Source organism: Providencia sp. 21OH12SH02B-Prov, assembly GCF_027362595.1.
Classification (GTDB): Bacteria; Pseudomonadota; Gammaproteobacteria; order Enterobacterales; family Enterobacteriaceae; genus Providencia; species Providencia zhejiangensis.
Genome location: NZ_CP114796.1, coordinates 1,472,690 through 1,495,802, shown reverse-complemented (window position 1 = coordinate 1,495,802; position 23,113 = coordinate 1,472,690). Strand labels below are relative to the sequence as shown.

21 protein-coding genes, 1 tRNA gene and 4 pseudogenes are annotated in these 23,113 nt (G+C 34.9%); 13 read left to right on the top strand and 13 right to left on the bottom strand.

What is annotated here, in order from left to right; all coding sequences use genetic code 11:
- Positions 1 to 8 precede the first annotated feature (8 nt).
- Both O7C57_RS07085 and O7C57_RS07080 read right to left on the bottom strand, forming a co-directional pair.
- A pseudogene (locus tag O7C57_RS07085) lies at positions 9 to 956 on the bottom strand (DUF4055 domain-containing protein); the annotation flags it as partial.
- Positions 872 to 1,507, bottom strand: coding sequence for a hypothetical protein (locus O7C57_RS07080; protein ID WP_269723986.1), 636 nt, complete (start codon positions 1,505 to 1,507; stop codon positions 872 to 874). The pseudogene O7C57_RS07085 and the gene O7C57_RS07080, both read right to left, overlap by 85 nt.
- Before the next feature lie 408 nt (positions 1,508 to 1,915).
- Between O7C57_RS07080 and O7C57_RS07075 the strand changes: the two genes are divergently transcribed.
- Complete coding sequence (locus O7C57_RS07075; RefSeq protein WP_036960277.1) at positions 1,916 to 2,284, top strand: VOC family protein; 369 nt, start codon at positions 1,916 to 1,918, stop codon at positions 2,282 to 2,284.
- 113 nt (positions 2,285 to 2,397) lie between these two features.
- Here O7C57_RS07075 and O7C57_RS07070 read toward each other — a convergent pair whose 3' ends face one another.
- Positions 2,398 to 2,913, bottom strand: a complete 516-nt coding sequence (locus O7C57_RS07070; RefSeq protein ID WP_036952464.1) for a lipocalin family protein — start codon at positions 2,911 to 2,913, stop codon at positions 2,398 to 2,400.
- 471 nt (positions 2,914 to 3,384) lie between these two features.
- Here O7C57_RS07070 and O7C57_RS07065 point away from each other — a divergent pair, with 471 nt between their 5' ends.
- Both O7C57_RS07065 and O7C57_RS07060 read left to right on the top strand, forming a co-directional pair.
- Complete coding sequence (locus tag O7C57_RS07065) at positions 3,385 to 3,516, top strand: entericidin A/B family lipoprotein (RefSeq protein WP_006658157.1); 132 nt, start codon at positions 3,385 to 3,387, stop codon at positions 3,514 to 3,516.
- Between the two features lie 186 nt (positions 3,517 to 3,702).
- Positions 3,703 to 3,936, top strand: a complete 234-nt coding sequence (locus O7C57_RS07060; RefSeq protein WP_006661264.1) for a DUF1161 domain-containing protein — start codon at positions 3,703 to 3,705, stop codon at positions 3,934 to 3,936.
- A gap of 616 nt (positions 3,937 to 4,552) precedes the next feature.
- Here the strand turns inward: O7C57_RS07060 and O7C57_RS07055 are convergent.
- The 9 genes and pseudogenes from O7C57_RS07055 to O7C57_RS07015 form a co-directional block, all read right to left on the bottom strand.
- Entirely contained in the window at positions 4,553 to 5,002 is a 450-nt protein-coding gene (locus O7C57_RS07055) for a lysis protein (RefSeq protein ID WP_230084951.1), read from the bottom strand.
- Between the two features lie 82 nt (positions 5,003 to 5,084).
- Positions 5,085 to 5,657 carry a lysozyme gene (locus tag O7C57_RS07050; protein WP_036960270.1) on the bottom strand — a complete coding sequence of 191 codons (573 nt, stop codon included), beginning with the start codon at positions 5,655 to 5,657 and terminating at the stop codon, positions 5,085 to 5,087.
- Entirely contained in the window at positions 5,638 to 5,838 is a 201-nt protein-coding gene (locus O7C57_RS07045) for a phage holin family protein (RefSeq protein WP_006658152.1), read from the bottom strand. Before O7C57_RS07045 ends, O7C57_RS07050 begins: the two co-directional genes overlap by 20 nt.
- 137 nt (positions 5,839 to 5,975) lie before the next feature.
- Complete coding sequence (locus O7C57_RS07040) at positions 5,976 to 6,134, bottom strand: hypothetical protein (RefSeq protein WP_269723809.1); 159 nt, start codon at positions 6,132 to 6,134, stop codon at positions 5,976 to 5,978.
- Positions 6,135 to 6,631: 497 nt separating this feature from the next.
- Positions 6,632 to 6,709, bottom strand: a tRNA-OTHER gene (locus O7C57_RS07035).
- A 324-nt stretch (positions 6,710 to 7,033) separates the two neighbouring features.
- Positions 7,034 to 7,195, bottom strand: a pseudogene (locus O7C57_RS21865) (hypothetical protein); the annotation flags it as partial.
- Positions 7,152 to 7,364 carry a transcription antiterminator/RNA stability regulator CspE gene (gene cspE, locus O7C57_RS07025; protein ID WP_006661258.1) on the bottom strand — a complete coding sequence of 71 codons (213 nt, stop codon included), beginning with the start codon at positions 7,362 to 7,364 and terminating at the stop codon, positions 7,152 to 7,154. The pseudogene O7C57_RS21865 and the gene cspE, both read right to left, overlap by 44 nt.
- A gap of 521 nt (positions 7,365 to 7,885) precedes the next feature.
- Positions 7,886 to 8,881 (bottom strand): YbgA family protein, encoded by a 996-nt coding sequence (locus O7C57_RS07020; RefSeq protein ID WP_036960261.1) that lies wholly within the window; start codon positions 8,879 to 8,881, stop codon positions 7,886 to 7,888.
- A gap of 222 nt (positions 8,882 to 9,103) precedes the next feature.
- Positions 9,104 to 9,484: an antiterminator Q family protein gene (locus O7C57_RS07015; RefSeq protein WP_006658141.1), complete on the bottom strand. Its 381-nt coding sequence runs from the start codon at positions 9,482 to 9,484 to the stop codon at positions 9,104 to 9,106.
- A gap of 2 nt (positions 9,485 to 9,486) precedes the next feature.
- On the opposite strand from O7C57_RS07015, the pseudogene O7C57_RS07010 reads away from it, so the two are divergent.
- The 9 genes and pseudogenes from O7C57_RS07010 to O7C57_RS06970 all read left to right on the top strand — a co-directional run.
- Positions 9,487 to 10,125 (top strand): annotated as a pseudogene (locus O7C57_RS07010) (site-specific integrase); the annotation flags it as partial.
- Between the two features lie 403 nt (positions 10,126 to 10,528).
- Positions 10,529 to 11,143 (top strand): hypothetical protein, encoded by a 615-nt coding sequence (locus O7C57_RS07005; RefSeq protein ID WP_269723808.1) that lies wholly within the window; start codon positions 10,529 to 10,531, stop codon positions 11,141 to 11,143.
- A 188-nt stretch (positions 11,144 to 11,331) separates the two neighbouring features.
- Positions 11,332 to 13,044: an AAA family ATPase gene (locus O7C57_RS21590; RefSeq protein WP_269723807.1), complete on the top strand. Its 1,713-nt coding sequence runs from the start codon at positions 11,332 to 11,334 to the stop codon at positions 13,042 to 13,044.
- Complete coding sequence (locus O7C57_RS06995) at positions 13,041 to 14,879, top strand: hypothetical protein (RefSeq protein WP_269723806.1); 1,839 nt, start codon at positions 13,041 to 13,043, stop codon at positions 14,877 to 14,879. The genes O7C57_RS21590 and O7C57_RS06995 overlap by 4 nt, the downstream gene beginning before the upstream one ends.
- Before the next feature lie 408 nt (positions 14,880 to 15,287).
- Positions 15,288 to 15,416, top strand: a pseudogene (locus O7C57_RS06990) (integrase); the annotation flags it as partial.
- 989 nt (positions 15,417 to 16,405) lie between these two features.
- Positions 16,406 to 17,290 (top strand): hypothetical protein, encoded by an 885-nt coding sequence (locus O7C57_RS06985; RefSeq protein WP_269723805.1) that lies wholly within the window; start codon positions 16,406 to 16,408, stop codon positions 17,288 to 17,290.
- A gap of 687 nt (positions 17,291 to 17,977) precedes the next feature.
- Positions 17,978 to 18,427, top strand: a complete 450-nt coding sequence (locus O7C57_RS06980; protein WP_154635750.1) for a hypothetical protein — start codon at positions 17,978 to 17,980, stop codon at positions 18,425 to 18,427.
- Positions 18,428 to 19,207: 780 nt separating this feature from the next.
- Positions 19,208 to 19,684, top strand: coding sequence for a GNAT family N-acetyltransferase (locus O7C57_RS06975; protein ID WP_269723804.1), 477 nt, complete (start codon positions 19,208 to 19,210; stop codon positions 19,682 to 19,684).
- Between the two features lie 59 nt (positions 19,685 to 19,743).
- The gene (locus O7C57_RS06970) at positions 19,744 to 20,838 is read left to right on the top strand and encodes a fatty acid desaturase family protein (RefSeq protein ID WP_196713348.1); all 1,095 of its coding nucleotides are present in this window, start codon (positions 19,744 to 19,746) and stop codon (positions 20,836 to 20,838) included.
- Positions 20,839 to 20,857: 19 nt separating this feature from the next.
- Here O7C57_RS06970 and O7C57_RS06965 read toward each other — a convergent pair whose 3' ends face one another.
- Positions 20,858 to 21,751 carry a hypothetical protein gene (locus O7C57_RS06965; RefSeq protein ID WP_250000252.1) on the bottom strand — a complete coding sequence of 298 codons (894 nt, stop codon included), beginning with the start codon at positions 21,749 to 21,751 and terminating at the stop codon, positions 20,858 to 20,860.
- Positions 21,752 to 22,150: 399 nt separating this feature from the next.
- Between O7C57_RS06965 and O7C57_RS06960 the strand changes: the two genes are divergently transcribed.
- Positions 22,151 to 23,095 carry an ATP-grasp fold amidoligase family protein gene (locus tag O7C57_RS06960; RefSeq protein WP_154623621.1) on the top strand — a complete coding sequence of 315 codons (945 nt, stop codon included), beginning with the start codon at positions 22,151 to 22,153 and terminating at the stop codon, positions 23,093 to 23,095.
- Positions 23,096 to 23,113 lie beyond the last annotated feature (18 nt).

Here is a 23,113-nt window from a genome sequence, read left to right as displayed (position 1 = left end):
GACCGATATTAGTTTTTTTCGCGATTATCAATATCATCAGCGGGATCGATAACATCATATTTCTGTAAACTTCTCACCAAGTCAGACTTGCGTGTTGCACCAGATTGCCATGCAGCCACAATTTCACGGATCATCGAACTATCAGCAATGTGATTAACGAGGTCTTTGTTAATTTCAAAAGAAGTGTCTTTAGTATCTAAACCTAAGTATTCAGCGCACCACATTAACGCTTTGCTAAACGCATCTGAGACATTTGAGCAACAAATACTAAGGATAGAAGTTTGGGCGTTTTGCTCACCAACAGACTGAATAACCGTTTTGACTTTACTGTCAGCGGAAACCAATTGAGCGCCCAGTGCCACCATATAATCACGCTTACTGTCCATAGCTTCTTTAGCCAACATATTTGGCTGAGCTTGCTCGTAACCAAAGAACCCTTTCACTGGCAGCATTAAAGGTGAACGAGACCCAACCATGATTCCTGTTTTTTCTAAGTGATCTCGCCACTCTATATCTAACCCACCTAGATATGGCTGAACTTGCCCACAGAAAAACACTGAATCTTCATAATCAGCAGAATTTCGATAATGCCCTAGATTAATTTTTGCCAAACCTAACAATGGCGCCTCATCTATCGTATGGTCATTGTTTTGAGCACCCATAAACGTAAATGGAATTTCATCCCAAGCACCACTACCTGCACGCTCTGGAATATATTCAGAGTGGATTTGATACACACTGCTGCCAGCTGTCTTGCGATATACTCTACAGATAAACTTGCCATCTTCTATCACTAACACGCGGTATTGAATGGCATCTTTAAATCCAAAACCGTCCGCCTCTTCAACAGTCTCTCGCAATACCACCAGCGTTAGCATCGTCCTGCCATTAATACGATCAGTCCGCCAGTTAATAATATCTTCAGCACGATATTGAAATATGTACGGGAGCTTACTTTATTCTGCTGCGCGTCATCCAGCCCGTATGCCTGGCGCTCAAGTCCAATTAGGTTTTTAAGTGTCTCACTTAATGCTTTAGCAGATTTAACACGTTCGGGGAGGGAGATGATTGAATTGTAGAGTTCATTGAGTTTGTCTCGCCCATTGCTATCAGGCTCAAACATTAATTCACCTAGCTTCCTTAAAGCAGGTACATCCGTACATTCAGCAGATAGCTCATCAAATAAACTGTTGGTTAACTCCCTAGCCCTGCGAATATCACCCCTATGTTCCATACGAACATTGGCAATGACTTCAGCATTAGCTTCGATAAGTTGCCGCTCAGAAATAGCCTTCTCGGCGGCAACCAGAGTGGCAACCTCTCTTTTGGCAACCAAGTTTTCAGCTCTAGCCTTAACCTTTGCCTTTAGATCTCGTTCCCATCCTTCTTTCTTTGCCCGTTTACTTATCGCTTGATGGGTTATCTCATATTGAGAGGCTATTTCTCTTATAGACATTACGCCAGCTCGGTAAGCCGACTCAATGGCTTCCCAGTCTGGTCTTTTGATCATTTTCACCTTCATGATAAATCAACAAGTCAACACAAAAACAAGATCTGCATCTTTCGCAAAAACCTTTAATTTAATTTAAATCAGAATAATAATATTTAAATTATTTTATTTTAGATTTTAATTGTTAATTTTATTGCCAAATGCAATATTTAGTATTGTTGCAATTCCCCTTACTGTGTTCATTGCAATAAGGGGTTTTTTATCTACAAACTCTTATCTTTACATCTTAGCCAGCAATTCTTCTGTCGATTGGTTTCACCAAAAACCTAAAACCTTTAGTAAAAAAACACTTATGCTTTAACTATTAATATTTCTTAAAGAATTTCTCATAACAAATTAAAACCATTTTTAGCGAAAATATTTACATTGAAGATATGTTATTTTAAATATTTAAAGGAGAGTCAAATGAAACTAACTTCAATAGACCATGTGCATGTATATGTCGATGACCTCAATGAAGCCGTAAAATGGTATAAAGATATTTTATTCTTTGCCGTTACTCCCAAATACAAGCTTTGGTTTGACCAGGGTGGTCCATTAGTCATAAACAATAATGAGGTCCACCTTTCCTTATTCAAAAGGACATCACAAAGCATCGGTAACACAATCGCTTTTGGCACAGATAAGACTACACTGATGGAATTCATAGAACACCTGAGAATCAACAACATTCAATTTTCTATCGTTGACCATGATGTGTCTATATCCATCTATTTCACAGACCCATACGAAAATAAGTATGAAATAACAACATATGAGCACTTCAAAATATAAAAATCATAGTTAATTAGGTAATAAAAAACCCGCACAAGGCGGGTTGTCTCTTGCAGTAATTACATTTTACTTTTCAATAAATTAATGTCGCTATAAATAATCCACTTTTGATTCTATTGAAATATCAATACTCTTTGTCTATCAAAACCATTAGCGCTAGCAAAGCTAAGGTATTCATCTAAAAGTTCTGGCGGCATAGTTGGTGTACGCGATAATACCCATAAGTAATCTTTATTAGGACCCACAACTAGTGAATACTGGTAGTCGTCATCAAGCTTAATAATGTTATAGCCGCCGTAAAAAGGACCGAAAAACGACACTTTCAAGGCACCTATATCCGAAGATTCAACAAAATAAGCCTTTCCTATACTCTCTTTCCACTTTTTCCCTTGTGAATCCCATCCTCTGTTGACTACCTTTACACCACCATCATTGCGTAGAGAATAGTTTGCAGAAACTTTACTTAGTCCCTTTTCAAATCGATTATCTATTCTAGCAACTTCATACCATTCGCCAAGATAACGGGATAGTTCAAAATGTTTAACTGGTGTTATGTCATGTGGAACTTTCACACTACACCCATTAAGTAACAGCATACTTACAAACATAAAAACTGACTTTATCTGCATTGCAACCTCACATAAAATTGATCTATGAAGATACTTTCGCATAAAAAAGAGCACAGAGCGACTATAGTGATTTAATATTTCGTAACTATAGAGCCCTAGCATTTAAATAAAGTCATTGCCGCGCTAACCCGAATTACCCTAACCAGTGTGGTAAAGCGATTGATGATAATATTAAAAGAATACCGACTAAAAGGTATTGAAAAACATGAAGCATACGGATAAATAACTCTTTTAATATCATAGAGCGTACCCCTTATTGCTAATGTTATATTATTACCAAAATGAATAGCACCACCTAAAATATAGCAGCTCTTTTTAATTTGTCAGATATCATATCTCACTAAAGCACTTAGCTATTGCTTATAATCATCTATCACGTTACATATCGTTCCAATAAACAATCAAATTATTCTGCTATAATGAAAGACGACCTTTGTAGCTTATAACCTCATACAATGTAAGGAAGGAAGTATGATTAAAAAATTCAGTTTCCTCATATGCTCACTAGTTATCGTTATGAACTTGGCTGCCTGCAATACGACTAAAGGCGTAGGTAAAGATATAGAAGCCGGTGGAGAAGCAATACAAAGGGCTGCAGAGTAAAATCTTACTTTTACCCAACCCTTGAGGCTTAGATATAAATACAACCTTTTATGCCTCAATTTTCAAAAAATAAAATACCATGGCTAGCATTAATTGATAAAATCAAATATTTCACTTAAGACAGATAATTGAACTTATCATAGTGTGTTTTTATTAACTGACTCTAACTTATAAGGGATATTACATATGAAAAGAAAAATAATTACAGCAATATTAATGACATTATTTATTCCAGTCATTGCGAGTGCTTCGTGCGAAAGCGTTGTTGAAGAAATTACACAAAAAATTATTAACAATGGTGTCCCAAGCGATAGCTTTACCATTACTGTCGTTTCAAGTGAAGAAGCAGCCTCACAACAAGGTACTGTTGTAGGTAACTGTTCTAATGAAACACAAAAAATTATTTATACAAAAAAATAATTTGCCCCAAAAGGGCTCGTCACGGAGCCCTTCCATTTTAATCGTAAAACATCGGCGTCTCAAATTATAGCTTAATAGAATTAGCTTAAAATCCTAACCAAAGTCACCCTTCTTGTGCTTGCTTCTGCATTATTCGCATTGATATCAATACAATTCTAGTTACCGCAAAAATATTCTGAAACCTCAAAAATACCTTTAAGACGGTCAAAATTATAATATCTTATTGAGATTACTACTTTTTTTATGTAGTAGTCACTTATAGTTAATGTATAGTGGCGCTCTATTCATAAGCAGTTATTTTCTATTTTGCCCCGATATTTGGGGCTTTTCTTTGTTGTTCAATTTCTCGTATTGCTTTCCCGTTAAAAATATACTTTACTATTGGATAAAATTTTCATTACATAAGAGAGTTGTATAAAGATATCTATATGTATACTAATCCTATTACTCTCTTACTAATTTTTATCCCTATCCTTGCCTGTATCCTATTCATTATTGCTCAAGATAAACAACAACCAGATATCATGACACTTTTTTTAAAGTTCTCTATCTACTTGTTAAGCGCTCTTACCTTCGTAAATTTAATTTTTTTTGCAAGAGCATTTACTGATTGGTATTAACGTGAACACTCCGTTCTAATGTAATCCTGTAAGCCAAGTATCATTTGCTTAGACTCTTCAATTCGCTCTCTGAGTAACCAATAATTTCGGATAGAGGTGTTTGTAGGTCTGGCGGCGATGTCATCATCCAAGCCGGAGGTGGAATCGGTTTCGCCTTTCGGACAGCTGGCTCTGATGTACACCCGCTCAGGATTACGCTCAGCGGCAATACGCAACTCATCAATTTCAATTTTTGCATTGGCTAGCTCCTGAATATGTTTAGTATCGAGTTTATGGAGAGATTGGACACGTTCTTGGTAATCCTCATTAATTTTGACCTGCTCTGTCAACTCAACGAGTAGTCCGGCATTTTTGGTATTTAACTCACCTACCCTCTCGTGTTGTTTCCACATTCCCCATATCGCTATCAATGCGACAATAAATAACAATACGCTGACTTTATTCATGGCGATTACCATAAAGACGTTTAAAAATTAACTTGCCGACCTTTATAATGCTCGATAGCTTTTTGGCAACGCTTCTCTAAACTCATCTTGTCAATGCCACCACAAGTGTCGTCTCGAAGTGCGTATACGCCAATTGCCAAGTAGATGGGTAGACAGATAATAAAGGAGGATAAGCATAAGCAAACTCGCCAAGACACACGTTTTTTTCTACCTCTCGTCTCGTCATTAGCCCTTTCCACGCCTTCCCCCCTGCATATATCCAGCGTTTTAGTTCATGACATGCGCCAGCTTGGTCACCAGTATTAAGTTTTTTAAGTAATGTTGAGCGCGAGAAAGCACCTATTCCCACGTTATAAGTAAATGAATAAAGTGCCGCCCTGGTGTAATCAGGAATATTGATTTTAATTAAGGGGTTTACTGCTTTAGCGACGATTGCTAAGTCTTTTTCCAGTAACTCGTCACACTCGACTTTTGTATAGGTTTTCGTCGGAATAATGTCAGAACCTGTATGCCCGTAACACACCGTAAGAACACCACCTACATCACGGTAGGGTTTGGGCTCATATCCCTCAAAATTAGTCACCATTGCAACAGTTAATGCCATCAGCCCACCTGTCACAGCGGCTATTTTTATTTTATTTGGTATCTTTGCCACTGTTAGCCTCTCTTAATTTGAATTCTTTCCGTTTGTAGTACCAATTCACCAAGAAGGTAGCGACAGTACAGATAATCCCAATGAGCACCGCCCACTGGTCTAGTGATAACGCCCCAGCTGCAGTAGTGATAACTCCAAGAGCATAAGAAAAGGGGCTAGAGTATTTTTCGTGCATACGCATATCCACCCCTGCGGAGTGTTCCAATATTTGGTTAATAGAAGTCCACCCGCTATAAAAACTAGAAGGTGTTAATGAAGTCAGTTGAAATTTAGGCAATAAAAAAGGTCACCGAAGTGACCTTAGTAAATTCTAGATAATTAATTTTTTTTCTTACCCGTTATAGCATCGTAAACAACACTTAAACCATAAATAATAATGGCTAGAGGCAACCCCCACTTCACATCTCCGGAGATGACACCATAATTTTCGAGTAATGTAATTATGCCCGCGAAGACAATAAATATACCAAAAAACATAAATACCTCATTCATGTATATGTGAGAATACCATTATACATAAAGATTAATTTAGCTTATATCTTGAATAGAGATAGCCGTACACAATCACCATTCGTCAAATGATTTAGATTGATTAAAATATTGAGGTAATCGCGTATTTAGCGCACCAAAAAAGACTTAAATCTAAACAGTACAATTATGATTTACTAACTTTAGCTTTGAACGACGAATTCAAACAAAAAACTGCACTAGGTAGGATATTTTCATCGTATTACCTCGCACTTCTACTGGTGCAACATGCACATATTTTAATAAGGTTATATCCTGAAGCTTTAGCTGCTGCTATTGCATGTATAGCATTAAATAGGTTACCTAGGTAGAAACGATTTGAAGTCATCGGCATTTGTTTACAGCCAACTTTGTGTATTTTGTAATTACCTTTTGGTCCCATCGTCGTCTGAATGTAATAGTTCATACATCTCCGCATTTACATTGTACAAAAGATTTATAACTTATGGACCGCCATCGAGGTATCGAACCCCGACTCTTAGTTTTGCTAAGACTAAATACTCTTCCAATTGAGTTAATGGCGGAATGATTTTACATCCAGTAGACCAATGCAAGGGAGGCTAAAAGCAGCCCTAAAATAGTTAGTGCATTTTGCGTTAGTGACAAAATTCGTTGATAAAAGGTAGGTAAGTTCATAGGTGATCCCTTAGGAAATGAATCCTTTGGATACCGCATCTATTTTTAAAATAAAAACTCGCAACTGCAAGATTTGCTTTTATAGCAATGAGGTATGATGTCACAGCTATTGTAACACATAACTCTCTCACTGGGGGGTTGTAATGATATATAAAACAAAAAACCCCGCTTTTTGCAGGGTTTCATAATCTATGTATTATTTAAGCTAACGTCATATTAGATTTACAGAAAATACATTTAGCACCAGAAGGATTACTTTTCGTTGCTTCAAAATGGTACCGTCTGTACTGAGACCCTTTACAGCAAGGGCATCTCATAAAGATATCGCCCTTAAAGCGCCACCACGTTTGCCGCAGCTGGACCTTTTGCGCCATTCTCTACTGAGAAGCTAACTTTTTGTCCTTCGTTCAGCGTTTTGAAGCTGTCACTTTGAATTGCAGAGAAGTGTACGAACACATCTTTGCTACCATCAGCAGGCGAAATAAAGCCAAAGCCTTTAGATTCGTTAAACCATTTTACTAAACCAGTCATTGTATTAGACATATTGAATTCCTTTGAATTTTTAATTGTTGCCACATGGCGTATAGGTTTGATGTTTCTTGTTACTTATGGAACTAATTAGGAGGAATTCACTACGAATGGGTATCTATGGGATAACGCTAAACGGGGGAACTTTCAAAACTTGCTTTCATAAATAGGTCTGTACTTCCAAACCAGTGATATTATTAAGCCACACAAATACAGGGATAGCAAATTTAATTTTCACTCTCACCGCAAAAGAGTTGATTTTGCATAAGACACCACACATTCACCGTCAATAACTTTTTCAAACAAATCATGTTGATAGCCAATTTCTTATCAACCCAATTATTTTTTGCAACAGTATTGATTTGATTAACTGAGGTTGTATATGAAAAAGCCTCACTAGGTGATTTATTTAAATATGGATGATTTCGTTCATTCAGACAGTTATACGCTAACATAGCTCTTAGGTTCAATATTCATATGACAGGACAATCCAATCATATGAATAACTTTGAAATTCTAGAGTATTATTTTTAATATCATAACCCATATCGCAGTCTTAATGACTGAGGATATGGATGAAAGTACTTTTGATTATTCAAATAGTTATCAGGATATTCAGATAAATAGTGCGTTATTAATGTTAAGGGTGCTAATAACGGTTGTGTTCCTTGTCGATATTCGAGGATTAACTTGCTTAATGCTTGTCTTTGGTTTGATGTTAGATAGCGTTTAAAATAACCTTGGATATGCATAAGTACATTAGTATGATTGCGCCTAGTTGCTTGGTTCTGTAATAAATTCATAAACTTATTTCGATACTCATCAAAATAAGAGTCGATTGAATCCCATTCATTGTTACTAGCAACAAAACGACCAAGTTCTCGATAAAGAGGTTGTGAATGAGCCAATAAAAGGAGCTTATATCGAGTATGAAAGTCGATTAATGAGTGACGATTCAAGGAGTTTTTCTTTAGTTCATTTAGCTCATGAAGAGCAAATACCCGTATAATAAAATTTTCGCGAATATGGGGGTCACTTAACCTACCATCTTCCTCAACTGGTAACCAAGGCATTACTTTGAGTAATTGTTCAGTAAAAAGCCCCATTCCAGATTTTTTATTACCATTGCCAACAGAATCATACACTCGAACCCTTTCCAAGCCACAGCTAGGTGAGTTTTTACATACAATATAACCACTTAAATCTGAAAGCCTACTCAAATAGTCAGTCGAAAACTGAACCATTTCTTCAGTTAAATCGCCTTCTCGACCATCACTGAATTTGAGTCTAACGTTATTTTCTTCAGATTTAACTAGCCTCAATGCGGGTCTAGGTGTTGGTAAGCCAATTGCCATCTCTGGGCATGCTTGTTGGTATTCGAAATAATCTGATAACTCATCTACAGCAAAATGAAAACGCTTATGACCACCATCAAATCTAACACTATCACCCAATAAGCATGAGCTAATACCTACAGTGATTTTTTTACCTGATGTATTGCTCATATCACTAGAGGTAAGAAGATTAACCATCATTGCCACCTTATATGAAATCACTTATATACGAAATTGATTTATAGTAATAATTGAATTCATATTAGTAACATTGCACTTTATTTACTAGCTTTATAAATCACTACTCCACACTCTAATAAAACAAACAAAAAAGCCCCACTGAAGTGAGGCTCATAAGCTGCTGACATTGTAGTCATTCTTATCACAATATCAGCTATTTTACGATCGTAAAGTATTTTATTAAATCTTCTCTACATACCTATCTAATTCTAATTTTATGTCTAACATCATCAACATTCCGTCAATAACACCCTCTGCTTTCTGGAGTTTTTTCCCTATGTGAGTATCTGAGCATTTATGTTCTCTAGCTAGCTGCATGAATGTTTTTCCAAATAAATAATAATCCAGTAGCAGGTCATGCATATGACGGTTCTTTTTATTTAATTGAGCCATACAGCTAGAGATAATCATTGCATCGTCGTCACAACATTGAAGTCGAGATTTAACCTTATTAGGTATTAAGCGACTAAAGCCTGCTGCTGTAGAATACCACTGAACTGACTCGACATTATTCGCAGCCCATGCGCCCCACATTTCTAGTACCTGTTGAATATTACGCATCCGTTATATCAATTAATCCTGTCAGCCTTGTATCGGCATCAAGATATCAATCAAAAAATAGCGGTGCCGAAAGTAACTATATTGTCGACCCGTTATCACCACAAGAAGTATCCGACCTACTCTCTGCAACAAAGTATGAACAATGGAAAAACTTATTTCAGTTTGCCATTAACACTGGGTTAAGAAGCTCTGAATTATGTGCATTGAGATGGAGTGATATAGATTTCATAGAAAATACTGCACACGTACAATCCGCCAGTGTTGTTGGTGTTATTAAGAAAACAAAAACTAAAGCGGGTACCAGAAAGGTGGAGTTAAATAGTGAAGCTATGAACGCCCTGAATGAGCAGAAGCAATTCACGTTTATGAAAGACGGTGTAATTTTCGAAGATCCAAAAACAAATAAAGCTTGGGCAAGTGCTGATGCAATCAGGAAGAAAGCATGGGTGCCAACCCTGAAAAAGGCTGGTATCCGATACCGCAATCCTTACCAAACTAGGCATACCTTTGCCACGATGCATATCAGCCATGGCGCTAATCTGTTTTGGCTAGCTGGACAAATGGGGCATAAGGGACCTGAAATGTTGTTTAGGCATTATGGTTCTTATCTTAAAGAATATGATGATAACATTACTAAATAATTCATTTTACTCTGTCATACAAAAAGAAATTATCATCTATGGAGCATCAATTTTAGATAAAATTTAACAGTCCATTCAATGGATTAGTCCTCTCAAATTAAAAATAAAGGGATAATTTTAAAACTTTTATTTTCAATTAATTATTAAAATTAAAAAATGATAAAACAAAAAATAAAAACCCAAAAAACCAAAAAACCAAAAACAAACACCATTTCAGCATAAAATAAAATTGATAATTAACTAAATCTCATTGCAAAAAATTAGTGTAATTTTCACTCAAAAAAATACAGTTATATTTATGCCTTGAAATTAAAAGTAATCTATGGCTTGATCAAAACGAATTAATTTTTATTCAAATAAAGTAAGAAATCATAATAAATTATTAATACACGGAATTCATGAAATGACACAGCAAGAAAGAAAAGTCTTATGTACAGTTGAAAAAGGATACACATCAGAAAGAGATGAGCAAATTGGAAAATTAAGGGCCTATTTTGAAGTGCTTGAAAACGGTGACATATCACCCATCAATCAAATTGATTTTTTTTGTGACACAGAGCAAGTTTTTGTCACTAGCGGATATAGCGATATTAAAGAAAAATTCAAAAATAATCTATTTGAAGCTATTTGTGTCCCAACTAGCTTTGAGCAAAAAGATGGAAATTGTAGGTACGTTACTCGTGCTAGCTCATGTGAAGATATAAAAGGATTACAAGTTTCACAAATTTATGACGTAAACCTACCCTCTCCTAATGATCCACTAATAATCGTAGATGATATTCCATTAACTAAAACATTATTTACTAGAGATAATGGGTTTATTTATGGCCCCTTTGACTATACAAGTAAATTTGATGAAAAAACGGAAAGCTATACATTAGCTCTAAAGTCTATTAATACTCCTATAAGTAAATTACCACAATACCATATAGGTAAGATAGGCACTCAAAATTGTATAAGCTATTTATCTAATGACAAAAGAAATCCTTTATTTTTAGCGAATATAAAAAAATATTAGAAATAATAAATGAAGAAATAGATTTCATTACTGACGACCAAATTCTATCAATTTATGGCACTAAAATAGCTTTAAACTCAGACATAAGATCTTTCACAAAAGGCACAATAGCACAAATTAGAAAACATTTTTCATCAACAACTGAATACCGAACATTTCCTCAAAGATTCAATCGATTGTTTAAATGCTTGGAGGATGCATTAGTTTGGGATTCAACTAAAACAGAATTAATTCAGTCATTTTTAAATACTAAGGAAGGTGAAAGAGTATTAATTGACTATATATCAAAAAATAAAGACAATTATTTTAAAGAGGAAAAAGCTAATTTTACAAGAAAGATGGAAGAAGAAACAAAAAGGCAACAAAAAGCATTTGATGAACTAAAAGAGAAAAAAGAAGCCTTAGAATCAGAAATTCGTAAAAAAACAAGAGAAAGAAATGATTTTGAAGTCAATAATTCAGGAAGTTTAACCACATTAACAGATGAAAAAAGAAAAATTATTGAAAGTCAAATTTCAAATGAAAAAAGTAAGCTTGATAAACTTATCAGTGAAGTAAAATCTATAGAGGAAAAATATAGCAAATTAAAAGAGTATAGCAACCTTCACAAAGAAATTCAAACACTTGAAGATGATAGAGATCGAGCTCGAGATAGAAAAAAACAAATGGAAGATCAAGTTAGTGAAGTTAGCGCTAGACTTAAAGAAAACAATGAGAATTTAACCAGCCGTTTAGTTCAACTAAAGCCTGATGTTGATGCTCTTTGTGGATTAAAACCAAGAATTGCTGTTCAACAGTTAGATTATAGCGCAGCTATTAAAATACATTATAATTCAAATGATACTGAAGATATCAGAGAAGACTTAATTGATAGTGTTTTAGATTCCTTAAATAAACAAGGAAGGAAAACTGACTATGCAACTGCAGCCAACATACTAACAACAATATCTCAATGTCAATTTACTTTATTTAGTGGATTACCAGGAACAGGAAAAACATCTTTAGCAAAAATGTTAGGTAACTGCTTAGGTTTAAAAAATCGCTTTCTGAATATACCTGTTGCTCGAGGCTGGACATCATCTAGAGATATTTTAGGTTTTTATAATGCACTATCTCAATCATTTTCACCAGCATCGACAGGACTGTATGAGCTAATTCAGCAACTAAGCTCAGAAATTGATGACAATAAAGAAGTTGCTGCATCAATTATTTTACTAGATGAATTTAATTTATCTCAGCCAGAACATTATTTTAGCCCATTTTTAGAAATGGCAGATCCAGAATCTAAAAGAGTTTTAACTACTGGAAATCCTGATAAAGCTTATTTTAATATTCCTGAATACTTACGCTTCCTAGGTACAATAAATCAAGATGAATCAGTTCAATCTTTAACCCCTAGAATGCTTGACAGAGCAGCAATCATTAACTTCGATGATTTTGAACCAAATTATGAAATTAGCCTAATCCCCCCTGAGAATACTATAGATTTTGCTTCCGAAGCTATAAGTGGAAAAAAATTCATTGATATATTTAAAGCAAATAGTTTAGAACTTCCCGCAGATATTGAAAAAGTATTGCAATTAATTGTTTCAACCTTAAGAGATGACCGCCCTGAATATGGCACTCCCATAATAATTTCATATAGAAAAATAAAATCAATTAGAGCTTATTATAATGTCGCAGGCCCTTTAATGTCCATGGAAAGTAAATATCTCGGTTTAGATTATGCTATATGTCAACATGTTATTCCACTCCTAAATGGCTATGGTCATAACTTTGGAAAAAGATTAGAAGCATTAATGCTGAATCTCCCTGATGAGATGGATAAATCAATTAAAATGCTCAAAAAAGTTTTAAACCATGGTAACCAAAATATGTTTAGCTATGGACATAATTTATGATAAAGTGGAAGGCTTATATAAATCATATAGATGAATCAACTTGTCGAATCTTCTCGCATGGTGAAAAAATACAGTTTAAAGAAACTGACAGAATTGTATTTTCTGTTCTTATGGATTCGGCTGATTTTTCTATTCATGGAGAACCAATTATAATCATTGGTGATATTCCATTAATTATGACAATGCAAGAACAAGAAGATGCAGAAAAAAATTATTATATCTTCACATCCAATGAGCTAATAACATCATCAAAGTCTAAATATTTTTATAATTTTTTTGGCGAAAGTGAAATTATTTTATATTTTGAGAATATGGTAAAAGAACCAATCACTGTTACAGTTGACATACTAGCAAGAAAAGAAAATGCATTTATAGCAAATGAAATGTTGCATTTTTTAACAGCAAATCTTGAAGATGCAATTGCAATATGTTTTTCTCGTAGTAAGAAAGGAGCTGATTTATCTGGTTCTGATGAGCAAAAATTCAATAAAGTGGATGCAATCATTCAAGCTTTTGATTATTTAAGCAATTCAGTTCATCTTTTTTTACGAGAAAGAAAATCTCAGCTACAATCTGACCTTATTTTATCTGAAAACGGAGCGCCTACCGGTCCTGACTCAGTATATTGGGCCTTAACTAATTTGGATAAATTATCACCTGCAAGTCAAGATAGCATAAATATTTATTTTAATAACCGCGGTTATCATTATGACCAATTACCAAAAGAAATATTATTTGAAGATTTTGATATTTATGAAAATAGAGTTATAAATACGTTTATAATTAACTCAATTAATTTTTTGAAATCTTTAAAAAATGAATACAACACCCAAAGTAAAGTTTCTACTATAGAACCCATGAGTGATTATGTACGATTCGATCATACGATGGAAAAATTTTCAAAAATGGTTTTAGAAGTAAAAATAAAAGAAATTGATATTTTAATAAATAAAGCTATAGAATTAAAAGGTGTCTATTTTAAAATTATACCTTCTAAAATTAAAGCTTTTGCCTTACCTAGAATGTCTTCATATATCAAGAAGCACTCCCACTACAGAGAGGCATTTTCTCGAATAGAAAAATGTTATAGTACAAATTCGCCTGATTTTTCTAACAATAAATTACTCTTGGGATTAAAAAATCTTTCAATTATTTATGAAATTACTACTTTGTTATTACTTAGTAGAGAAATTGAAAATGTTTTTCAGACACAATTAACTATTCAAAATTTTCGCTATCATTCAGAGTCAAATCCCTTTGGAGGGATCGATCTCATACGTCCGGAGGGCGTTACTAATAATCATTTTGTATTCTCAAATCCAGAATTTTTGATTGACTTACTCTATGAAGCTAAAATATACCCTTATAGCCCTGATAGTAAATCAGGAGATTTAATTGATACAAGTAACACTAAAGCAAATAAATTTGGAAAGCATCATTTTTGTCCAGACTTTATTATGAAAGTTACTTCTAAAGAGACTGGTTTATCATTTACCGTCATTCTAGATGCCAAATTTAAAGATTCGAATACAGTTAAAGAATTTGATATGGATACTCTGACTAATAAGTACCTAATGAACATACATTCTGTGGATGAAAATGGTAAAATAAAAATGTCATCTGTGGATATGTTAATAATTTTATTTGCCCATACAAAATCAGGAACCTTGTTACGAAGGGTAGCGCCTCGTCATTGCTTAACTGGACAATATCCAGTTTTTCCACAATCAACTGCTATAGCCCTACAGACTAATGATGTTTCACTTTTAAACGAACATCTCTCCGCTATAAGGAAAATAGTTACAGGAACTGTAGGGATAGAATCAATACATTAAAAATATAGTTTGTAATTAATTAGCACTGACAAAAGTCACTAGTAAAGCTATATAGGGACTCTCATGTGCACGTCTAGTGCACATGATTGCAGCTTATTTAAAATACTCTATTATATTCAAAGAATTAAAAAATTACGGATGCGGATTCAACTCCCGCCAGCCCACCAAATTATCTTCTAAGGACGTCCAAAGAAGACTGAAAAGCCCGCTAACTCAATGAGTTGCGGGCTTTTTTATGTCCTGCGCAGTCTGATGTCACCTAATTAAATCCAATCATCTTAGGCACCTTGATAGGCACCTCGCAAACCTTTATCGTTTTTGAGATGCCTAAAAACAATAAAACATCAAAATTGGCAAGACAAACCAACCCCTTATCAGTTAAAGAGATCAATGCTTGTTTATGTAGCTCAGCGACTCACCATATCTCTCCCTGCGAAAGCCGCTGAAGCCCGTTGGGACGAAATCAACTTTGAAACCAAGGAATGGCAGATACCCGCTGCCAGAATTAAGATAAATCGTGAACACACTGTTCCGCTCTGTGCCAATAGCAGACATATTTATACGAGTGAATTTAATTATAATTACTTAAAGTTGGAGTAGCTTGTTTAGTGACTAATGCAACCGCTTCTTGCTTAAACTCAGTGGTATAAATTCTGTTTGTTCGTTTTTTCATTTAACACCTCAATAATTAGATTATATTCTATTATTAAAGTGTCCTGTTTTATTAAGGCAGATCAAAGGACTATCAATCGAGAGGCTGGACGAGTACGCATATATTCCCTTTTTAATATATTTAAATCTTCATTTCGGATTTTCGTATAAAAATAAATTATTGTCTGTAAGCGCATATCGAGAATGTTATTTCTTGCCACGTTAATCATATTCATCGTCCGCTTCACTCCTTGAGACATTTAACAAGCTTTTTATGGCGTAATTAAGGGCGAATTTCGTCCTTAGCAAGCCTGGTTTTACGTGGCCTCCGGAATTTTGAAATTCCTAGACGTCAAGCCCAATAAACTACGTGTTATTTGGTTCTTCCTCCTGTAAAATAGACCCTAAATTCATCACATACTGTTTATTATGCCAAATGCCATAGAATATCTGACTATAGCAGTTCTCAATCTGGTCATACTACCAACTCTCATTATTCGTCATAAAATGGTACTCCTGCCTGTTTTACTTTATTTATGGTCTTTTTTTATAATCAGAGCTGACATGGGGAACGAGGTTTTTATCATAAACCGCATTTCTATCTCATTTATCATTATTTATATTTTCATTGAAATCCAGCGGCGCGTCTATGCTGACAAAATTTATATGTATCCTGAAAAAAAACTGATTTTCCACAACAGGAAGTTCCGATTTCCATTAACGCTGGCTGTCATATTAATTTTTTTATCTTTTTATGATTCAAAAATTTATTATGGCAGTGTGCATGATGAAAAAATCATTATGGCAGTTCTTTGTGTTATAGCGCTGTGTATTGAATATAAAAAAGAGATTATAAATACGTATAATGGAGTGTAATGGAAATGGAAACCCCAGAAAAAATAACAAAGGTTGATTATTTCAGACAAGGTCTCTACCAAAAAATTTCATCCGAAAAAATAAGTCTGAATTGCAAGGAAAATCAAAAGGTCAGATTGTTTTATATACCTCTGGCAGCTTTCTTTTTTATAATGTGTATTATCACGACATGTGAACAGATAGAAATTTATCAGTCTAAAATGTACATTTTGAATGAAAAAATTTCTTACATGAAAGAAAAAACACCGGAAGGATTTGATAAATATAATACAGACGAAAACGATGCTGATAATTTTGAAACGAGACTATTGAAGACATATTATGCAAGATATGGCTATCTTGCTGAAAAAGATGGAATTAATATTTTTGATTACATTTATAGTAAGTTAAATCCTAACATGAGCACTTATGTATCAGAAACACCTTCATTTATTATGCATTCTGTTCATTTTCTGATTAGCTTTATTGGTTTTATTTGGATTGCAAAGAAGATAATTTTCCGGAAGAAGCATCCGTTGCTTTATATTGATAGGGTACTAAAGTGTTTCTATTTATGGGATGGAAAAAGTGTTTATATAAATGACAACTTATCATTACGCTCCTATAGGGAACTTTCACGCATAATACTCTTCACATATAATAATGACGAGAAAAAAGAATATATATTTAACCCTGCCGTTCATCTATTCAGCTTTCTGAATATTGATAATCCTAAAGCAGAAACCCAGTTTTATGAACAAATCAATGCCTACCTTCAATCAGGCCTAGATAGTTTTGCTACAGGGAAAATGCCCGGAAAAATTGCGTCATATTTAACACCTCGTCTTCCCCCAGATATAGCTGAACGCATTGAAAATATAAGAAAGACGATGGTGAATTATTAATAAGCTTTATGTGATTTAGGCATGTAAGCCAATCATTTCGTATAAAGGTGATGAAATTCAGGGATCATTGGAGGATGAATTAATATCCATTGCAGAAGAAAAAGGTATATATGAATAATTAAAAAAATCAATTGTATAATTACCTACTTTGGCTATAACTGCACACCAACACAGGTAAATCACCCCACACCACTCCCCGATCAGCGCCTTAAGCTTAAATGCGGTGATCTGAGCTTGTTGTTGCTGATTTTGCTGCTTAATCGTCTGGATATCTTCACTGTCCGGTATTTAATACCAAACAGCAGTTTAAAATATTGACGGTAAATGTGAAACCGATCTCAAGTCCTGCCGTTTTCAGCCAGTGATTTTTTAAGGTAATGGCTGAAAGTAGTGTAAGTATCCCTACAAAACGTACCATTAATTTTTAGAGATCTTCAGACAAACTAATTATATCGGAGCAAGGTCAACTTCCGCAATTCGCTCTCAGCGGATCTCTGGTTCAATGAGCTTGCCCACTTTGTGAAGCGAACATAGCTAATGTCATTTCAGACAGTTGTTACCTAACATAAAGTTAAATTTTTGATTTATTTACAGTAGCGAGTCATTATGTAAGACCTAGGTAGAGTTAAACTGTATCGAAGATTACTATACGTAACGTAGCTCAATTAGCACAAATGGAGGAAAATAATGTCTACCGAAATTTTATTTCCAATTAAAAAGCTTCCTCAATTTGAAGATATCCTCAATAGTATCATCGATGGATTTAATGACTTTTCTTTGTCTACAAAACAATTAACGATAGGGATATCCGCGAAAAAAGGAGTAAACTTAGTTGATAAGTTTATCTATATACATGACCACCAGTATGATTATTTTTGTTGGGTAAGCTTTAATTTTATTGAAGAAAATCTACGTGATATAGAAGATATAGAGTACCCATATATGGGAAGTGTCTCTACAAGAGGTGAGGCTAACTTAAAATTTTCAGCTTTAATTTTATATATAATATCTAGCTCATTGAATTCAAGAATAATTTATGATGATGCTTATTTAATTCAAACTAAAGAGTCTTATCCATCTTGTGAATTAAAACTATTTGTTGAGCGTTACATTCAAGATCTTTATTCCATTACTTAATGGGAGGATCTCTATTCCACACTGAAATCTAAATTAACGATCTTACAAGCTCTCAGCCAACCGGATAATCAACTGTCCAGCTTAACGAGTAAGGGGATAGTGGCTTCTCACCTCAAACCTTAGTTCTTTTAGCCACTGACCACGTAAAACGAGTTGTGGTATGCCGTTGTGTTTACCTCGGTTGGGACATAACCCTCTTGTATATTTTGAGGTTTTGCCATTTCTTATTTAGCTACCTCATTTTTTTACACTCTCCCTCTTGCTCATCCCTTAACTTTCAAATTTCAAGGTATCGGTCTATTTACACGTTCTTTTTATCTCCATACTCGAAAAACGCTATCAGCCTAACCCGTGCCATCAACACGCAAGGGGATCAAGCAAAATCGAGATGCACAGTAATTACCAATCGATAAATAAACAAATGGGTATCAATGCAGCCAAAGGAGATTTTGATATCACAGTGAGTCATCATACCCAGCTCGATGGCATAATAATGAGTAGTACGGTAGAAGCTGAATGACATCAATGTTGGTTTAATTCACCTAAAAAATCGTTACAAAAACATTATGAGAAGCCTAGAAGAGAAGTCGAAACGGATGTGCAACGTAGATATAAAAACATTTCCTCAGAGAGCTATTTAGGCCAATACCTTAAAACTCTAACTCAGACTCCATCGGCAATAAAAACGAAATAGGCATTTTTCAAAAATACGAGTCATTTATTTTCTTTTAAATCCATTTGGGTAGACTATTGCCATCAAAAATAATGGAGCACCACACAATGCCTCTACAAGCTGATTTTATACCACTAACAAAAGAAATGACTGAGGAATGCGCTAGACTCTATTGCAAGGCCTATAGCTCAGCACCTTGGTTTGAACATTGGCCATCGCATCAGCCCATTATCGAATTTATTACCCATCATTTAGGTAATAATTACTTTATGGGCTTTGTTATTCAAATAGATAAACGCATTGTGGGTGCCTGCCTTGGCTTTAAAAAACCGTGGAATCAGGGAGTAGAATATTATATTGATGAACTCTTTATTCATCCTGATTTTCAAGGAAAAGGTCTTGGAAGTGCTTTTATGCAACACATTGAACAACAATGCGTTCAGCATAATCTTAATGCTATTATCCTAAATACAGAAAAAGGCTTTCCTGCCGAGAATTATTATCAACGCAATGGCTTTACGATACACAATAATTTGATTATCTTATCCAAACACACCACTGACAGTCATGATAGTGTCGAATAATGTCATCATTATTTTACTACCACCTAGCCTGTTATTTAACTTTTTAGCTATGTGAGATTATGGATACACCATTGAGTGAATTGCACTTTAAAAATAATGATGAGCAACGTTTTCATCTTGCATTAAAACAGGCTAGTAATGAATATCTAAAATGTAAAAATGACCATGTTTACGCTAGCTCAATGGATATCTGCTTAGTTCTCGGTATGTTTGTGATTGCCATTATCTGTTATATTCCCACGCTATTGACGTATTCAACGTTTGTCTATGTTATTGCCTATATCTGTTTTGTGTTGTTAATCATGTTATTAAATGTCCTTGGACAACATGATGCCTGCCATAATACGCTGTTTAAAACACCATGGCTCAATCGTATTTTTGGTCGTCTAGTTACCTTACCTCTGGGACTTGAACCTGAATTTTGGCGTGCGAGACATGTCTATTTTCATCATCGCTATGCCAATATTGAGCATTATGATTTAGATACGGAAGAAAATGGTATTTTTCGACAAACGCCTTTTCAAAAATGGCGCCCAGTCATGAAATACCAATACCTGTATTGGCCACTCATTGCTTCATTCTCTCTAACTTGGATTGCATTCGTTTTTGATTGGTCTGATCGGACAGGGAAAACCCCGCTAAAATCACGTGGAATTTTAACAGGCTGGTCAGGTTGGCTATTATTTTTTACTAGCAAACTTGCTCATCTATTATTAATGCTAGGATTACCCTTATTCATTGCCCATCATAATGGTATTAGTGTGATGACCATTTTGCTCACCTATCTAGTAAGCCAGATGATTGCTTCTTTATTTGTTGTCTATTTGCTGTTAGGCACACATTGGGCAGAAACTGCCTTTTTTGAGGCACCTGATAATCAGCAGATGCCTCACGGCTGGTATCAACATAATTTTATTACTGCGTGTGATTGGCTCCCCTCCCCTAAATACTTATGGCGTTTAACTGGGGGATTAAATTACCACCTCACTCATCATCTCTTTCCTGGTTGGCATCATCGGCATTACCCTGCACTTGCAGCAATTATCGAAAAACTTGCAAAACAACATAATATGCCGTATCGCTGTATTAGCTATCGACAATTGCTGAGCGCTCAAATTCGTTTTCTACGCCAGATGGGGAAAGAGCCACAATAATAAAACGGTCTAAAATAGGTTAACCTGCATACTGAGTGATGCCAGTATAACCTTTACCTTGGTATATTTTATCGACATCCCCTGTCGCTAATGCCACTTTATAAACGCCACCAAGCAGATCTGCAACATACATTAATTGTGCTTCTTTATCATGTGTTAAACCTATTGCTTCATTAAAGCCTCGACAAATAACGCGATAATGAGTTAGCCCATTGCTGGTAATGTCAGCACGGTTTAAACTATTACCCCTTGGTTCACCGCCTCTGTCGGTCCAATAAAGGACATTCGCTTGTTGATCAAGTAATAGATCAATAGGCTCAGGAAGATCACCGAGCAATAATTCAATATCTTTTCTCGACGATGGCTGATAATGGCTAGCGGGATGTAAAGGCGCCCTAAATAAACGACCAACCCCACCCTTTGCCGTTCCCTTTTGGGTCCAGTAAAGCCAGTTATTCGGAGCATCAACGGCAATTCCCACACATTGGTCAAGTATATCGACTTTGTTTAGGCTATTTCGAGGTCGCTCAATATGAACGTGTAAATCTGTTCCGTCAATGTTACATGAGCTAACTTTTCCGCCTTCTCGGTCACACCAATATAAACGCTGAGTTTGTTGATCGAGTTGGAGTTGTTTTGGCGTTCGTACAAGCCCATTTCCTACCAACATTTTTCTTTCTGTGGCATCAAAACTCATGACATTTATAGAACCATCATCGGCGTCATAGTCATCCCCCATATTGCTCCAATAAATTAACCTTTTTATAGGGTCAACAGCGATACCATCCGGTGTACCGCCAAGGCCTTCAATTAGTGTATCAATTTGGGCTGTTGATTTGTGAAGCTGAATAATTGCGGGATTGATAACATCCAATAGTAATAAATAAGGTTGAGAGAGCTCGCTAGGTTTCACATTAATACCTCATCATGTATTTAATTAACGTCATACTACAAATATAGTTAGCCAATTGATAATTAGCTAACTAATGATTAGAAATATAATGTGCTTTTAGGTACCTAGCGAAGATCGTATGTTGCGAGAATGTATTCTTAACGTTAATTTATTGACTATAAAATATAATGACTACTTTTGATATCAGTCTAGGCCAAAATAAGATTAACTAGCCCAATTCGTTATTACTTATTTTATTTAGCTTAAGTGTTTCTTAAGAAACTGTTCATCACTAGGTTAATTAAGATAACAATGCCTCTATATTTAATATCTATTTATGTTTGTAGAAATATAATTACTAAACAATTTCAGATTGTAACAATTTATTATAAATAACATTAAGAATGGTTGGCGACTCATATGAAAAAAGTCGAATATTCACTCAAAAAACTGCGCACATTAGTGATCAGCGATAGGCTCTATCTATCTAATAAATTTAGAAAAAAACTTAACTATACGCCTAATTTCAATAATCCTAAAAGCTTTAATGAAAAAGTAAACTATAGGATGTTATATGATAGGAATCCGTTATATACACAACTGGCAGACAAGCTAGCGGTGAGAGAATATGTCTCTCGAAAAATTGGTGAGCAATATTTAGTCCCCATTTTGGCCACTTATGATGACGTTAATGCAATCGATATTGATAAGTTACCAGAGCGTTTTGTATTAAAGTGTAATCATGATAGTGGTAGTAGTATTATTTGTGTGGATAAAAAGCGTTTTGATCTCCAAAAAGCAAAAGATAAGCTTTCATTCCATCTTATAAAAAATTTGTACTACATTACTCGTGAACGGCATTATAAAGATATTCAAGCTCAAATAATTTGTGAATCATATATCGACCTATTTACAAACAAAAATAGGAAGCTTGTACCTGAAACTTGTCGTATTCACTGCTTTGCAGGGAAACCGACCTTTGTTGAAATCGACTATACCGATGAATTTGGAAATGAGTTCATCAATATTTATGATACCGAATGGCAACTACAACCTTTCACGTTTGGTTATCCAAACATGTTAGAACCTGTTGCTGAACCAGCGTTGTTTCAAGATATGTTAAGGCTAGCTCAGCGACTTGTCAGCCCGTTTGATTATTGCCGCGCCGATTTTTTAATGTCTGAAGAGACATTATATTTTAGTGAACTGACTTTTGCGCCCAATGCTGGACGTACAGAAATTCAGCCGTTGTCATGGGATTTTAGATTGGGAGAGATGTGGCAACAAAAAATTATTGGTGCGACTGGTAACATAGAGGCTGAGGGAGCATTAGCCACAGGTACTTTTAGTCATAAGAAAAAATAACTGATTTAGTTAAAAAAA